This window comes from Gilliamella mensalis (genome assembly GCF_900103085.1).
GTDB lineage: Bacteria > Pseudomonadota > Gammaproteobacteria > Enterobacterales > Orbaceae > Gilliamella > Gilliamella mensalis.
On the sequence record NZ_FMWR01000004.1, the window covers coordinates 1 to 16630 of the forward strand.

General features: G+C 36.4%; 14 protein-coding genes and 1 pseudogene. 6 read left to right on the top strand and 9 right to left on the bottom strand.

The features are described from left to right. The 9 genes and pseudogenes from BQ5209_RS02215 to BQ5209_RS02255 form a co-directional block, all read right to left on the bottom strand. Positions 1-314: pseudogene (locus tag BQ5209_RS02215) on the bottom strand (hypothetical protein); the annotation flags it as partial. 77 nt (positions 315-391) lie between these two features. Further along, positions 392-3217, bottom strand: a complete 2826-nt coding sequence (tssH, locus tag BQ5209_RS02220) for a type VI secretion system ATPase TssH (protein WP_085246950.1) — start codon at positions 3215-3217, stop codon at positions 392-394. 77 nt (positions 3218-3294) lie between these two features. Then, entirely contained in the window at positions 3295-3783 is a 489-nt protein-coding gene (locus BQ5209_RS02225) for an Hcp family type VI secretion system effector (protein ID WP_085246995.1), read from the bottom strand. A gap of 40 nt (positions 3784-3823) precedes the next feature. Then, entirely contained in the window at positions 3824-5584 is a 1761-nt protein-coding gene (locus tag BQ5209_RS02230; protein WP_085246951.1) for an OmpA family protein, read from the bottom strand. Between the two features lie 9 nt (positions 5585-5593). Further along, positions 5594-6259, bottom strand: coding sequence for a type VI secretion system protein TssL, short form (gene tssL / locus BQ5209_RS02235; protein ID WP_085246952.1), 666 nt, complete (start codon positions 6257-6259; stop codon positions 5594-5596). Positions 6260-6269: 10 nt separating this feature from the next. Continuing rightward, positions 6270-7622 (bottom strand): type VI secretion system baseplate subunit TssK, encoded by a 1353-nt coding sequence (gene tssK / locus BQ5209_RS02240; RefSeq protein WP_085246953.1) that lies wholly within the window; start codon positions 7620-7622, stop codon positions 6270-6272. Between the two features lie 27 nt (positions 7623-7649). Further along, positions 7650-9182: a type VI secretion system contractile sheath large subunit gene (tssC, locus tag BQ5209_RS02245; RefSeq protein WP_085246954.1), complete on the bottom strand. Its 1533-nt coding sequence runs from the start codon at positions 9180-9182 to the stop codon at positions 7650-7652. Between the two features lie 74 nt (positions 9183-9256). Next, positions 9257-9757 carry a type VI secretion system contractile sheath small subunit gene (gene tssB / locus BQ5209_RS02250; RefSeq protein ID WP_085246955.1) on the bottom strand — a complete coding sequence of 167 codons (501 nt, stop codon included), beginning with the start codon at positions 9755-9757 and terminating at the stop codon, positions 9257-9259. Positions 9758-10112: 355 nt separating this feature from the next. After that, on the bottom strand, positions 10113-10874 hold the full coding sequence (locus BQ5209_RS02255; protein ID WP_085246956.1) for an IS5 family transposase: 762 nt from the start codon (positions 10872-10874) through the stop codon (positions 10113-10115). A gap of 180 nt (positions 10875-11054) precedes the next feature. On the opposite strand from BQ5209_RS02255, the gene BQ5209_RS02260 reads away from it, so the two are divergent. The 6 genes from BQ5209_RS02260 (at position 11055) to lysS (ending at position 16242) form a co-directional block, all read left to right on the top strand. Next, positions 11055-11783, top strand: a complete 729-nt coding sequence (locus BQ5209_RS02260) for a type 1 glutamine amidotransferase (RefSeq protein WP_085246957.1) — start codon at positions 11055-11057, stop codon at positions 11781-11783. 239 nt (positions 11784-12022) lie between these two features. Then, complete coding sequence (locus BQ5209_RS10925) at positions 12023-12226, top strand: VanW family protein (protein WP_208609925.1); 204 nt, start codon at positions 12023-12025, stop codon at positions 12224-12226. Beyond that, positions 12177-12515, top strand: coding sequence for a VanW family protein (locus BQ5209_RS10775; protein ID WP_208609926.1), 339 nt, complete (start codon positions 12177-12179; stop codon positions 12513-12515). The genes BQ5209_RS10925 and BQ5209_RS10775 overlap by 50 nt, the downstream gene beginning before the upstream one ends. A gap of 268 nt (positions 12516-12783) precedes the next feature. Beyond that, positions 12784-13410 (top strand): Fe-Mn family superoxide dismutase, encoded by a 627-nt coding sequence (locus tag BQ5209_RS02270; protein ID WP_085246958.1) that lies wholly within the window; start codon positions 12784-12786, stop codon positions 13408-13410. Between the two features lie 183 nt (positions 13411-13593). Then, a protein-coding gene (gene prfB, locus BQ5209_RS02275; RefSeq protein WP_143421830.1) for a peptide chain release factor 2 occupies positions 13594-14692 on the top strand; the annotation gives its coding sequence in 2 pieces (ribosomal slippage) (positions 13594-13668 and positions 13670-14692; 1098 coding nt in all). A gap of 32 nt (positions 14693-14724) precedes the next feature. Further along, entirely contained in the window at positions 14725-16242 is a 1518-nt protein-coding gene (gene lysS / locus BQ5209_RS02280; RefSeq protein WP_085246959.1) for a lysine--tRNA ligase, read from the top strand. Positions 16243-16630: the final 388 nt, after the last annotated feature.

A 16630-nucleotide genomic window follows, 5' to 3' on the forward strand; every position in this document is an offset into this window, starting at 1 on the left:
GTGGGTAAGTCACTTAATGAGCGGATAGCGGAAGTGAATGGTTTGGTGATAACCGGATTAAAGGAAAAACAAGCTTTTTGATTGAGTACCGCCGCAAAGGATAACGCTTTATCCGAACTGGTAAAGGTAATTATATAACGCCACGGCTGATTTAGCCGCTCATCACCGTCAACATGCAACACCGATATCGGCGCACCCAGTCCATCAATGGTTAAGCTATAGCGGTTATGGCTCACCCCGCCCAAACCACTGACTAATCCATTAACCAATCCTTCACCTAATTGATTTATCAGATGATTAAGCGACCTCGCCATACTGTTTCCCTTTATCTCTATATTTAATCTTACCGTTATTTATATTAGTTTTTATTTTTCGTGACTTTTGTTATCTTTTACTGCTTGTTGTTTACTGTTCTCTTTTTTCCTCTTTTTGGTCTATTTTGGGTGGTTGCTTCTGCTACTTTGGTTGTTTCTATTGGTTCAGTTTTCGTTGTAACCTTTTTAGCTTTTGTTGACGTCGTTTTATCCTTTTTTGTTACCCACTCAAGTACAATGCCATCTTTTTCGTTAAAGTCGAGTTGTAACGTTAGTGCTTGATTGTTGTGATTGTTAACTCGTTGTAATAGCAGGTTAGATACCACAGGTAAAATTTGTTGATTTAAAATACTATCAATGTTACGTGCTCCTGTATCTGGCAATAAACATGCCGAAACCAAGGTATCGTAAAGTTTTTCACCGACATTAAACTCAATTTTGTAATGTTTTTGTAATCGGCTGGCAACTTTATTTAATTTCATTTCAACAATTTTGCGTAATGCTATATCACCTAATGGGGTATAAATAACCGTTTGAAAGCGTGCCAGTAACGCAGGTTGAAAATGTTCACGTATAATTGGGCGTAACAATTCATGTTGTGTTGCTATGTCGGCATTTGGCATTTCATCAAATAATGCCATTAATTCATCACTGCCTAGGTTAGAGGTCATTAATATTAAGGTATTACGAAAATCAATTTCACGACCTTCACCATCCCGCATAAAACCACGATCAAACACTTGATAAAATAGATTTAATACATCGCGATGTGCTTTTTCAACTTCATCTAACAATACAACGCTATATGGGCGTTTACGAACCGCTTCAGTCAATATACCGCCTTGGCCATAACCTACATATCCAGGTGGTGAACCTTTGAGTTGTGATACAGTATGCGCTTCTTGATACTCTGACATGTTAATTGTGATCAATGATTGTTCACCACCAAAGAGTGTATCAGCTAAAGCTAATGCAGTTTCGGTTTTACCTACCCCTGACGGTCCAACTAATAGAAACACACCCATTGGAGCATCTTCTGATGTCAGCCCTGTTTTTGCTGCACGGATCCGTTTTGCTATCTCAAATAGTGCGTTATCTTGACCCACTACACGCTGATGCAAATCATCCTCAAGTGCAAGTAAATGGCTTTGTTCATCTTTTAATAAACTTTCTAGTGGAACACCAGTCCAATCTGAAATAACTGAAGAAACAATACGACTATCAACATCTAACGAAAGTAAAGGTGTACTGCCTTGTAGTGCAATTAGCTGTTGTTGTGTTTCTGTCAATTGCTTGCGTATTTTGTTATCCGTTTTTGAAGTTAATTGTTTACGTAACTCAATTAGTTTTTCAACAAGTTCTTTTTCTTTTTCAAATTGTGTTTGTTGAATGGTCAGTTTATTTTGTAATTCATTAAGTTGCCGATCGATTTCAGCTATACGATCGGGTAATATATTTTCACCAAGAGCTAAATCTGCTTGTATAGCTTCTTTTTCGATCACAAATGAGGCAATTTTGGCTTCAAGTTGCGTAATTATCTCAGGTATAGTGTCAAGCCCCATTCGCACGCGTGCAGATGCGGTATCTAATAGATCGACCGCTTTATCTGGAAGCTGACGACCACTAATATAGCGCCTAGAGAGCGAAACGGCTGTTTTAACCGCATCATCTAATATATGAACACCATGATGTTTTGCATAACGTGACTTTAATCCACGTAACATAAGGCTGGCTTTTTCATCATCTGGTTCATCAACTTTAACAATTTGAAAACGACGCTCTAGTGCGGCATCTTTTTCAAAATATTGTTTGTACTCAGACCATGTTGTAGCTGCAATAGTGCGTAGTTCTCCCCTAGCTAGGGCTGGTTTTAATAAATTTGCTGCATCAGCGCCACCAGCGGAATTTCCTGCACCAATAATGGTGTGCGCCTCATCAATAAAAAGTAATATTGGGTTCGGTGATTGTTGAACAGCCTCAATCACATTTTTTAATCTTTGTTCAAATTCGCCTTTTACGCCGGCACCGGCTTGTAGTAAACCAAGATCAAGCGTTAATATGCTAACGTTTTCAAGGTTTTTGGGTACGTTACTTTCTGCAATGCGTAGCGCCAGTCCTTCAACCAATGCTGTTTTACCTACCCCTGGTTCACCCACTAAGATTGGGTTGTTTTTACGACGGCGAGATAAAATATCAATCATCTGCCTTATTTCACTATCACGACCAAACACTGGATCAATTTTACCTGCTTTTGCTTTTTCGGTAATATCTTCGGTAAATCGACTAAGTGCTGCTTGATAATGTTTTTGCTGTACCGCTTGCTGTTGGTTATTTTTAGTATCAGCAGTTTGCAAATCTTGTTTAGAATCCATTTTTGATTGCGCTGTGCCATCAATACCATTATCTACATAATAGCTATATTGATTTACTGGGCTTTCATCTGATGTTTCATTTAATTTAGTGCGCATTTTTTGTAATGAAACAACAGACAAGCTAAGTAGCTGCCATGCATCTTGTGCTTTTAAGCAGTGAGGCATTTCTTGTAGGGCTTGCAAAATATGTACAGAGCGAATGATATCTTCCTGATCTTCAAGTGAAGCCTTTAGCCATGCTGACTGTAATACCGCAATCAATGATGAGGATAAACTTGGTTTTGTATTAATGGTATGTGGTAATGTGTCTAGATAATTTAACAGCCCTTGCCACACTTTATCCATATCTAACTGATAATGCCTTGCAATAAATGTAATATCACCTGATCCTTGCTCTAATAATTTTATTAACCAATGTTCAAGTGTGATTTCGGTATGTGCTCTGGTTTGGCATAATTCAGCTGCCGCTTCAAGTGCTTTTGCACAATACGGATTGAGTCGCCTTAATAAAATAGACGGATCGGCAATCATTACTATTCCTTTCATTATATTATTGTTTATTAAAAAATGTTGATTCTGTCATAACAACAGAATCAACAAAAATCACATTAGCCTCTACTTTCTACCCAGCTATCTGAATGGATGATGTTGCCATCTTTATAAGTCCATGTGATTTTTTCATAACGTAATTCAATACGCTCTAAATGATTGTATTGTTCTTTTGTTGGATCTTTGATGTTGTGCATTTCAGGTTTAATAGAAACAACTTTTACGCCATCCATTAATGTATTGAAATATTCAACTTCTTGTCCTGCATCATTAATTTTGTACCATTTAATTTCAACAGACTTTAAGTTTTGACCTGTTGTTACAGCTTTGTAAAGGTAAGGTGATGAAGCATCAACTTCTTTAACAAATTCAAGTGCTTTATGAACACGTGTTCCTGTTAATTTACCTGTATTACCATCTGTTGGAATATAGACTTTGTGATCAAATTCAACCACTTCAACACTACCTTCACGACCTGCTACAGTTACAGAACCTTTAATTTCTGCACCGCCATCGTCTTTTAAAAACATGTACGCTGGAACTGCCATTATTTTTACTCCTTTTTGTTTTTGTTTTTGTTTCACATATTTAGTTTTCATCAGCCAAAATACAATTTGACATTTGAGGAACTAAACTAATTTCTACTCGTCGGTTTTTTGCACGATCCTCTAAAGTATCGTTACTAACTAACGGTTTTTTTGCTCCATACCCTTGTATAGCAAAACAGGTTTCAGGGATATCACTAGTTTTTATAATCCAGTTTCGTACCGCTGTTGCACGATCAAGTGATAATTGAATATTTTTATCTTTATCACCTGTTGAGTCGGTATGCCCTGCAATTAAAATAAGCCACCCTGTGTCGTGATTAGCATTTATCTGTTTTTTCATCTCAACTAAAGCATTAATTAATACCTTAGTTGAATCTGATTTTAAGCTTGATTGACCACTCTCAAATAATGCTAAACTATCTAAACGAATCACCGGCAGTGGTTCTTTTGTGATAATTTCTTTTTTTGTGATAATAATTTTTTCTGGTTCTGGCGGTTTAGCCACATAATCACTCATAGAAACATTTAATGGTTCAACTAATTGTTGCCCGTGATAAAGCCCCATTCCCAAACGAACAGGTTCTCCTTGAGCTAAATATTGATCTAACATTGTTCTATCTTCTTTGAGTTGTTCAAGTGCTTGTCGCTTTTCTTCATAACTATCCATTGAAATCAAACGATAATAATGAATATCATTTTGAATTTTTTCAGAAAGTTTAATATTGTTCCAAAACGATGCGCCTAAACATCCCATAATAAACAAAGAGGTGATCGTAATTAAGCCACAAATCATCAAGCAAATAGGTGAAAAAGGATAAGCTATTGGCATAAATCTAATTAGGGCATCTGGTGGGCTTACGTTATCTTCGACTTTATGATTATTTGGTAGTGATAAAGTCGTGATACTTTCCCATCTTTTTTGTATGATATTGTCATTGACAATAGATTGATTTATAGGATAAATCGCTATTGCTGTCGGTTCACATTTTGCAATAGGCTGTTTTGTGTCAGCTAATGTTTTTAATATGACATTTTCAATCCAAGATTGTGTTTCATTTAAAAATGGTGTTAATCGTAATCGTCTTTCTCTTTCACTAGTCGGTATTTTGATATCATTAACCCAATTATCTAGTGGTGATAAATAACGATCAAGCAAGCACAATTTGTGATTGAGTAATTGAAACCAGTAAACAGGTAATGGATTTTGTTCATCATAAATTAAATTATTTAGACCAATATGCGTCGATAAATAAACAGGTAGTTGATATTTTGCAATTCGACATGTGTCTACCCAGGATTGACGAAACGCTTGCAAGTTAGCAATGAATAGCCCTTGTTTGTCCTCGAGTTCTGGTACTAATGCAAGAAATACGCCAACTCGACCTATCATATCTGGCCATTTTGCGATCAATGAATCATAGACGATTGATAAGTGTGAATACTTCTCAACATAGATCCAAACCGCTTCTGATGATACAACAATATTCGATTCTGCGAGTGATAAATCCTTAGGGAAAAAGTCTTTTGCTCCGCTACCTACTACCAATAAAATAGGTAAACGATAACGCTGCCTTGCAGGTAATAAATCAAGTTTTTGGGTTAAAAATTCAATATTTGTTGTTGATGATGCAAGTATGCGCCGATAGCATTTCATTCGCCATAGTAATCCACCTGAAATAACTAAGACTAAAAGCGCACCTATGATCTTCCAACCGATGGCTATTGGTAAAAAAACAAATAGAAGCAACAGAGCTAATATGGACGCATAAATAATTTGAATTTGTTTAGGGTAATCGCTCATAAATTTCCCTTAACCTACAATTTTTTTAATCAACATATCAAGTCGATAATCTAATACGAAGTAAAGAATAATAACCGCAAGCACAGATAATACTGTACAGGATAACAACATCGTTTTACGACCTAAATAACGATAAGTCTTGGTTTGTTCAATAATAGGATGAGATTGATCGGGTTCATACTCTCGTAAAGCTTCACGTAGGGCTAAAACCAAATGTTCTCGCTCCATCTGTGGTTTATCAAGGTAACATCCTTGAAAACCAAGCCCCAACACTCTATCAAAGCAACTTAATACAATTGAATCTTTTTTATCCTCTTTTAAGCGCGTACGCACTTTTTCAAATAAATCATAACCTGCATTATGTGTATTAAAAAAGATCACTTGTAGTGGAGCACCTAACCACTCATCATAGTCTTGGTTTTTGGGATTATCTCGATGACAGAGTAATACGGTTTCATCTAATAATGCGCATAATGCATAACTAATATCATCAATCACATCTTGGCTATATTGTGCGTTATATAGTGTTTCACGAACAGTCGTTACTTGCTGTTTGCAAATTTCATATAATTTATGCCCAGATGGAATATCAGCTTTTACTTTTAGTTGTACAACAACCAATATCGAATCTCGTAATAATTCATCAATGACTATTGTTTTTGGTTCTATACTCATAATCTTGACCCTATGATCGCAAAACAGCGAAAAGTTCTAATGAAATATCAGGCATTGCTCGTGGTACATAAAATTCACAACATCGGGTGAGCAACATATTTTTGGCCGCTTTATGAGATAGATCCAATGCAAAATATTGATTTTCTAAACGTATCGGTATTGCCGCAGGAACATGACTAAGTGCTTTTATTGGGATCCCCGATAACGCTGAATGTATAATTTGTCTTACATCATCTGGTGCACCGGCTTTACATAATATTGGGAATTGCGACTGTAATTGGTGGCCAGGCATACTTGAGCGTACTGAGAGATAAAAGTCTGCATCTTCGACAAGACGAGCGTCATTTAAGCGACCTGTCCATAACGTGTCTTTGTCATGTACCAAATCAATTTTAATCACCCTAGATGGTAAGCTTTCTTCTAACAAGTTACGTACTAATCCAAATAGTGGCGGAAAAACGTCATTTAGATTGGTATGTTGATAAGCTGGAATATTATCAACATCATTTTTCAATGAAAATGTTAATAATGCACCGGTTAATGCAGTTAATGTTTGATAAAGGTTTTCTGGGTGAATAGTTGGGTTATCACGTAAAAACTTAAGTTGAGGCTCAAATGTGTTGAGTGCATTTAAAAGCCAAAATAGAGATACATCAGCTATCGCAAATTCAGCCATTTGATCATTACGTTCGTGCCGCATTCCCATTAACCGCTGGCGTTTAGCCTGCATTTGAATACACAGTAACTCCAACTCTTTTATTAATGTTCCACTTTGAGTAAATAGATTAATTAGTGGTGGAAGATAATCAAGATCAAGCACAAAACGACCATTTAAATCACGTTTCAGACATGCTATTGGACATGTTAAATAATCACTGTGATCTTCAAAATCAAATAAAAAAGTGAGAGCATAACGCTCAACTGCAATCGTTTCAGTATTTTGCCCAAATAAATCGATTACTTCTATCCATTCTTGCCTATAACGAAGCGGTCTTTCAATTTGTTGGTTGTCTTGTAAACAGTTACCCCCATTAGCCTGTAGCAATGGAATACCAACAAACACGGTGACCTCTTCACGTTCAGGAGGAATATCGGTATTGAGTGTTCTAGCTTCTGGTAATTTATCTGCTGTATCAGTGTTAATTAGCACACCATCGTGAAAGCGAATACTAATCGACTCTGCCTGCAAGCGATCTATTGCCAGTGCTTGTGTATCAATGACTAACTTTTCAATACCCCAAGGATTAGCTACTGCCATAGTAGCTAACTTTTGAGAGGAAAACTGTTGCCATAATGCTTGTTGTTGGAATTGTTGAGGCGTCAAAAAGACGCCTTCATTCCATAAAGGACGAAAAATTTTCATGAATCCTACCACCCAGATTTTTTGATATTAAGCTTTAGCTTTTGGCATCTGTGATACCATCGATAAATTAATATCCATTCCTTCAATCTGGAAGTGTGGGATTAAAAATGTTTTAACACGGAAAAATCCTGGATTATCTTCAATATCTTCAACTATTACTTTCGCTTCACGTAATGGATGAGATGCTTGTACTTCGTCACTTGGATCGGTCATTTCAGTAACCAGATTGCTGATCCATTTATTTAACTCAAGTTCAAGAACTCTACGATCTTTTGTTGCTCCAATGTTTTCTCGCTGGATCACTTTTAAATAATGAGCTATACGTGATAATAAGAAGATATACGGTAAACGGGAATTAATACGGCTATTTGCAGTTGCTTCTTTTGTATCGTATAACGCAGGTTTTTGTGCTGAATTTGCAGAGAAGAAACATGCATAATCTCTATTTTTATAAAAAGAAAGAGGGATAAAGCCCAAATTAGCAAATTCAAATTCACGTGTTTCTGGAATAAGAACTTCTGTTGGGATCTTAACTTGATTACCTGTACCTAAATCATAGAGGTGAATAGGTAAATCTTCAACTAGACCTCCAGCTTGAGGACCTCGAATTTGTACACACCAACCGTTACGAATAAAGCTGTTTACCATATTAGCTGCAAAAGCATATGAAGCGTTTGCCCATAAATAACGGCTATGTTCAATACCTTTAACATCTTCAATGTAGTTAAAACTTCGAACCGGTACAGTATCTGGACCATAAGGTAAACGAGCTAATACTCTTGGTAATGTTAATCCAACATAACGTGAGTCATCTGTTTCACGGAAACTATTCCATTTAGTGTATTCCGCACGATCAAAGTAGTTAGCAATATCTTTGATTGCTGCCACTTCTTCCATCGTTTCTTTACCAAAGAATTTTGGACCAACAGAGCTTACAAATGGCATATGTGCCGCTGCTGCCACTTTCGAAACATTACGTAATAAAGCTATATCTTGTGGGCTACGATCAAATTCATAATTTGAAATAGTTACCCCAATTGGCTCTCCACCTGGTGTGTCATATTCTTGAATATAAGTGTGTCGGTAAAAGCCTGTTTGGCTAATTTCTGGTGCATCTTCAAAATCTTGGCGAAGTTCTTCTTTTGAAGCATCTAATAATTCAATTTTTACATTGCGTCTAAAATCTGTACGATCGACTAAAAATTTTAAACCTCTCCACGTCGCTTCGATCTCTTGGAAAGTTTCGTTATGCATAATCGCATCGAGTTGTCGACTTAGTTTTTGGTCGATTTGGCTAATATGGTAATCTAATAAATGTTTATCTAACTTTTCAACTTTTTGTGATGAACTTTGAATCAATTTGAGTAAAATATCAACGGCCATCGTAACCCGTTCATCTTGTGAGGTTTCAAATAATACATCATTGTCTTCGTATTTATCGATCTCACCTGCTTTTTCGATAGTGTTTAAATTTATCTTATCAAATAAAGATTGATAAACACTACCGTTATCCTCTAAAACAGTTTTATTTGCAGTTTTTTGTTCTTTTTGTTCGCTCATCGTTTTTTCCTTATTGCTTATCTATAGCGATATAATTTATTTCGAAATTAACCGAGATTATTTATTAAAAACACTTATTTTGTGTTTGCAGATACAATTGATTCTAATTCAGCTCGCAGCTCATCAGATAATTGCTCATCTTTTACTATTTTCTCTAGTTCGTAACGAAATGTAGCGTTATCTAGTAAGTTAGATTTCAAATCTCTTAATAAATTACGCATAGCAAGCAAAGAACGAAGTTGAGGAATATTTCTTGCGACTTGTTCTGGTTTAAAATCATTCATTGATTCAAAAGCGAGATCAACACTAATATCACTACCATCATCAGCAATAGTATTAGGTACACTAATTTTGGCAGTAGGTCTAAACTCTTTTAATACTGCATCAAAATTATTTTTATTGATAGATACTTTCTCTTTTTCTGAAAGTGGGCGTTTATCTTTGCCACGACCATAATCACCAATCGATAAAATTTTTAACGGTAATTCAACTTTCTTCTGGGCCCCGCCAGTGTGAAGATCTAGTTGAATATTGACTCGAGCAGGTGGAACTTCGTTTTGATAACTATTTGACATTTTCTATTCCTTATAAAATCGATTATTTACTTTATCTAAACAGATAAACATTTTAGCATAACAAACTACTCTATTTCTTGAAAAATTACAATAAAATCTAAAATTTTATAAGTGGTTATAAAAAATACAACCTTATATCTTTCAACATTTTTCTAAATGCCAAAGCAAAATATTTTGGTTGCAAAATATCTATAACAATTTGATATATAAAAATTTTATTCATAATGCATATTCATTGTTCCGTTTAGTAAATATAAAAAAATAAATGCGAAATATTTTGTCTACATGAAAATTTTTTAATAAAAAGTTTAGCTTTTTTATTAGGGGCTGTTGATCTTTGCTGTACATAAATCACTCAACAATACATTGGCAGCCACATTAACATAAATGCCAGTGATACCATACTGGCATAATTCCTTTCTAACTTATCGTATCTAGTTGATATTGAACGATATTGCTTGATTCTAGCAAAGGCATTCTCGACTAAATGACGATAGCGATAAAGGCACCTATCCATACTGCTCTTATCTATATCCTTACCATAATTACGTTTAGCAATCACCGTTCGTCCGCCTTTTTGACGAACAAAGCACCGAAAAGGCTCGCTGTCATAACCTTTATCGGCTATCACTGTATTCACTTCATCGAGCTTTTCAACTAGGGTTTCTGCATAAGTGATATCATGTCGTTGTCCTTCAGAAAGCTCAAAACAAATAGGCAAACCACCACTATCAACCGCAAGATGAATTTTAGTTGAATGACCACCACAGCTCTGACCTATTTGCTCGGAATGCTCCGTTGCAGCGCCTGTACTGTGTTGATGAGCCCTGATAATCGAGCCATCTAGGAACACCCATTCAAAATCCGCTAGTTGTGATAAATGTTTGAAAATATCAACTAATATTCCTTTTTTAGACCACAAATTAAATCGTCTATAGACGGTGCTCCATTCACCCAACTCTTCTGGCAAATCTCGCCAAGGAATACCGGTTCTCATTCGGAAAAGGCTCCCTTCAAACGTCATCCGATGCTCGGATTTATTATAAACTCGCCCGGTATTTTTCATTATTTGTAGTAGCTTTTCCCACCGTTTATCTGTTAGCATTGTTCTTGGCATGATGAATCGAGTTATGGTTGTTTTTTGCAGAATTATTATAACTCACATCATGCCGTCTAAAAAATAATCACGAAAGATCAACACGCCCTAATGTACCACGGCAAAAGCATATAAAATGTACAATTGAATATAACTAAATAAATTTATTGATGATAGTTACCATAAAAGGAGAGTGCATTAATGCATATACATTTTATTATTCATGAAGCCTTCGAAGCACCTGGTGCCTATGAACTGTGGGCTAGAATGCATCATCACTCCATAACCTATTGTCGCGTTTATCTTGGTGAACCACTTCCTAATTGCATTGATGATATCGACTTTCTTATTGTTATGGGTGGTCCACAATCGCCATCAACAACCAAACAAGAGTGTGCTCATTTTGATTCTATAGCAGAACAAGCTGTGATCTTATCAATGATAAATGCCGGTAAAATAGTTATTGGCGTGTGTCTAGGCGCTCAATTAATTGGTGAGGCGTTAGGCGCAAGTCATGCCCAAAGCCCAGAAAAAGAGATTGGAAAATTCCCAATTACATTAACGCAACTCGGTAAAACCAATCCTTTATTTGCTGATTTTGGCAATACATTAGAAGTCGGTCATTGGCACAATGATATGCCTGGTTTAACCAAAAATGCCCAAATTATAGCTTATAGTGCAGGGTGCCCTCGGCAAATCATTGCTTATAATGACTTCGTTTATGGATTTCAATGCCATATGGAGTTCACGCCTGAAGTCGTTGAATTGCTGATTGCCCATTCGCAAAAAGAGCTTAGTCAAGCTACAAATTACCGCTTTGTTGATACGCCTGATACGCTTCGCTCGCATGATTACACGGCAATGAATCAAAAACTTTTCGCTTTTCTCGACAAGTTGAGCGAGCACTATCTGTCATCTTTAGAAAAATAACTGATTATATATTGTAGATAAAGGAATGGAAAAATATGAAGGATATCATTGTCGATAAACCGCTAAAACGCAGTAAATGAAAGCTAAAATTAGGCAAAGAGTATTTTATCTTAAAACGAAAATTTGAGTGGTGGCGACATCGTCACTCCTATAGCACTATCGACATAAATAATAATACCTGTTGTTATTCACACAAAAAACATCAGTCTGTTTTATTAAGACCGCTAAAAGATGTGGATATGTATTTACAATATAATAAAATTACTAATCTTAGATTAGCCATTGAAAAACTTAATGGTTCAATCATTAAGCCCAATCAACATTTTTCGATCTGGCAAAAAGTAGGACGCCCATCGAAAAAACGAGGATTTTTAGAAGGACTATCATTACATAATGGGGCAGATAGGCAAAGACATTGGCGGAGGATTATGCCAATTAGGTAATTTGATTTATTGGATTGTGCTACACTCTGATCTCACCATTATGGAGCGTTGGCGGCATAGTTTTGATGTTTTCCCTGATATCAATCGTACAATTCCTTTTGCTTGTGGCGCAACCTTGTCTTATAACTATGTTGATTTACAATTAATCAATAAAACTAATATCACTTACCGGCTTAATCTTTGGCTTGATGATAAGTATTTACATGGTGAATTACTTACTAATATCCCATTAACTCATCATTATGCAATCCTAGAAACCGATCATCGCATTGAACAACAGTGGTGGTGAGGCTATACCAGACATAATAAAATATGGCAACGCCAAACACATTTAATTGATAACCATGTCGAAGAAAAGCTCATCAGCGAAAATCATGCCATTATGATGTGTACCCCATTTATCGCAAGTAATGAAAGCTAATTGGAAAAATAATAATCACCCTAATTGCAGATAGCCACTAACTATCTAAGTGATAGTTTGAGGGCTATACTAATAGCCCGTATACTCACAAGATAAAGTAGTTAATAATACCTAATATATGAAAGGAGCAAATTTCATGGCTTATACTTTACCTCCCTTACCTTATGCTTATGATGCATTAGAACCTTATATTGATTCTGAAACAATGCATCTTCATCACGATAAACATCATCAAACCTATGTCAACAATGCCAATGCTATCATTGAAACTTTATCTACTGAAATTAAAGAATTTAGCCCAAGCGATTTATTAAAAAATTTAGATAAAGTGCCCGCTGATAAACTTACAGGCATTAAAAATAACGTAGGTGGTCATGTTAATCACACTCTTTTTTGGGAACTATTAAAAGTCGGTACCGAACTTAAAGGTGAACTTAAAGCAGCCATCGAAAAAGATTTTGGTTCAGTTGATGCATTTAAAGAAAAATTTGCAGCAGCGGCAGCCACTCGATTTGGATCTGGTTGGGCTTGGTTAGTATTACAAAATGGTAAACTTGAAGTTGTTTCAACAGCTAACCAAGATTCACCATTGATGGGTGAAAAATTTGCTGGTGTTTCTGGTACGCCTATCCTAACGCTTGATGTTTGGGAACATGCTTATTACTTGAAATACCAAAATCGTCGTGTTGATTACATCGGTGCATTTTGGAATGTGGTTAACTGGGATAAAGTTGCTGAGCTATATGCTGAAGCAAAAAAATAACCCAGCTTACACTCATTATTTTCAACTTAAAAGATGGCGCTTGATGCGCCATCTTTGCTTTTCAAACCAATACTTCATTTATCAAGTTCAAGCCAAAAATGGCAATTGCTAAATTATGCCCAAATCCGCTACAATGAACGCTTGTTAAAAACAATCATAAAACTGAGCAAACCAATTTAAATCATGTTTGAAATTAATCCTGTTAAATCAAAGATAGCAGAACTTACCGAACGCACGGCTGTGATTCGGGGGTATCTTTGACTATGATCTAAAAAAAGAACGGCTCGAAGAAGTTAATGCTGAATTAGAGCAATCTGAAGTTTGGGCCGACCCCGAAAAAGCACAAGCGTTAGGTAAAGAGCGCGTTACATTAGATGAAATTATCAATACTATCAATTCGTTAAATCAAGGTCTTGACGATGTTGAAGGTTTACTTGAGCTGGCTATTGAAGCGGACGATCAAGAGACTTTTGATGAAGCAAATAGCGAACTTGAACAACTAGAAAAAAAACTGGCCGGACTTGAGTTTCGGCGTATGTTTTCAGGCAATTACGATAGTGCAGATTGTTATTTGGATATTCAATCTGGATCGGGCGGTACTGAAGCACAAGATTGGGCTGAAATGCTACTGAGAATGTATTTGCGTTGGGCTGAATCAAAAGGCTTTGCAACCGAGGTAATGGAAGTCTCTGATGGCGATGTTGCCGGTATTAAATCAGCAACGATTAAAGTATCCGGTGATTATGCTTACGGTTGGTTACGTACTGAAACAGGCGTACATCGCCTTGTCCGTAAAAGTCCATTTGATTCAGGCAATCGACGTCACACCTCGTTTTCGTCAGTGTTTGTTTATCCTGAAATTGATGATGATATTGATATCGACATTAACCCAGCTGATCTTCGCATTGATGTATACCGTGCATCGGGTGCGGGTGGGCAGCATGTGAATAAAACTGAGTCTGCTGTACGTATTACCCATGTGCCAACGGGTATTGTGACGCAGTGTCAAAATAACCGTTCACAACATAGCAATAAAGATCAAGCCATGAAACAGTTAAAAGCAAAACTGTATGAGCTTGAGATGCAGAAAAAAAATGCCGAAAAGCAACAGATGGAAGAAAACAAATCTGACATCGGCTGGGGTAGTCAAATTCGCTCTTACGTACTTGATGATTCGCGTATTAAAGATTTACGCACTGGCGTTGAAACACGTAATACACAGGCCGTATTAGATGGCAATTTAGATCAATTTATTGAAGAAAGCTTGAAAGCAGGGTTATAAAAACAGCTTAGTTATAAATAAAAGGGAAAACTATGTCAACACAGCAGCAAGAGCAACAAAACCAAATTGAAGAGTTAAATAACGAACTAAAAGTACGTCGCGAAAAGCTCGCTCACCTTCGGGAACAAGGTGTTGCTTTTCCTAATGATTTTCGCCGTGATGCGATTTCCAATGATCTCCACAAACAGTATGGCGATAAAACTAACGAAGAACTTATTGAAAATAAAATTACCGTAACAGTTGCTGGGCGTATGATGATGCGCCGTATTATGGGTAAAGCGTCGTTTGTTTCTTTGCAAGATGTTGCTGGGCAGATCCAACTTTATGTTACCCGCGATGATCTCCCTGAAGGTTTTTATAACGAACAATTTAAAAAATGGGATTTAGGTGATATTGTCGGTGCGAAAGGTTACCTATTTAAAACGAAAACAGGCGAACTTTCTATTCATTGTGAAGAAATTCGCTTATTAACCAAAGCACTACGTCCATTACCTGATAAGTTTCATGGGCTTGCCGATCAAGAAATGCGCTATCGTCAACGTTACTTGGATCTTATCACCAATCAAGAGTCAAGAGAGACGTTTAAGGCTCGTTCAAAAGTGGTTAGCGAAATCCGTAACTTTATGCTTGAACATCACTTTATGGAAGTTGAAACTCCAATGATGCAAGTCATTCCAGGTGGAGCATCAGCTAAACCATTTATTACGCATCACAATGCACTTGATTTAGATATGTATATGCGTATTGCACCCGAACTTTATTTAAAACGTTTAGTTGTTGGTGGTTTTGAGCGTGTTTTTGAAATTAACCGTAACTTCCGTAATGAAGGCGTATCGCCAAGACATAATCCAGAATTTACCATGATGGAAATGTATATGGCTTATGCTGATTATAAAGATCTAATTGTGTTAACAGAAGCCTTATTCCGTCGTTTAGCGATTGCTGTGACAGGTGATGCTGTTGTGCAATATGGCGATCATACTTTTGATTTTGGTAAACCATTTGTCAAAATGACGATGCGTGAAGCCATTTGCCATTATCGTCCTGAAACCAATAATGCCGATTTAGATGATTTTGAAAAAGCGTGTACCATTGCGCAATCTGTTGGCATTAAGATTGAAAAAGGCTGGGGACTTGGTCGGGTTGTCACTGAAATTTTTGAAGAAGTGGCTGAAGCAAATTTAATTCAACCAACGTTTATTACTGAATATCCTGCAGAAGTATCACCACTTGCTCGCCGTAACGATGACAACCCATTTGTTACTGATCGATTCGAATTCTTTATTGGTGGTCGTGAAATTGGTAATGGATTTTCAGAACTTAATGATGCGGAAGATCAAGCACAGCGCTTTGCTGACCAAGTGTCACAAAAAGATGCGGGTGATGATGAAGCCATGTTTTATGATGAAGATTATATCACCGCACTTGAACACGGCTTACCACCTACAGCAGGACTTGGGATTGGTATTGACCGCACCGTGATGCTATTTACCAATAGTCATACTATTCGTGATGTTATTTTATTCCCGACTATGCGTCCAATCAAATAAATAACTTTTTACTAAAAACACACTTATTTTATGATAAGTGTGTTTTTATACTCAAACACTTTTATACTCAAACACATAGTTTCCTGAAACTTTTTGACAAACAACTGTAATAACCATATAAAAACCTTCACCTTATCACGGATAAGCAGCTTATATCATAAATAAAATTGTAAAATGCATTGAATAAAAACAGGCAACATAATTTTATACATAAGTTGTGTACTAACTATGAGGTATCTACCTACCTATTCAATTTTTAGGTTATATTTTTTGTAAAAAATATTCAGGAGTCTATACCGTTTCGTGATTAATTGAGTATTTGTAGCATCGATTTGTGATAACCATGGTATCAATCAACAATTCACAAAATGGCTTGCCCACCAATGCA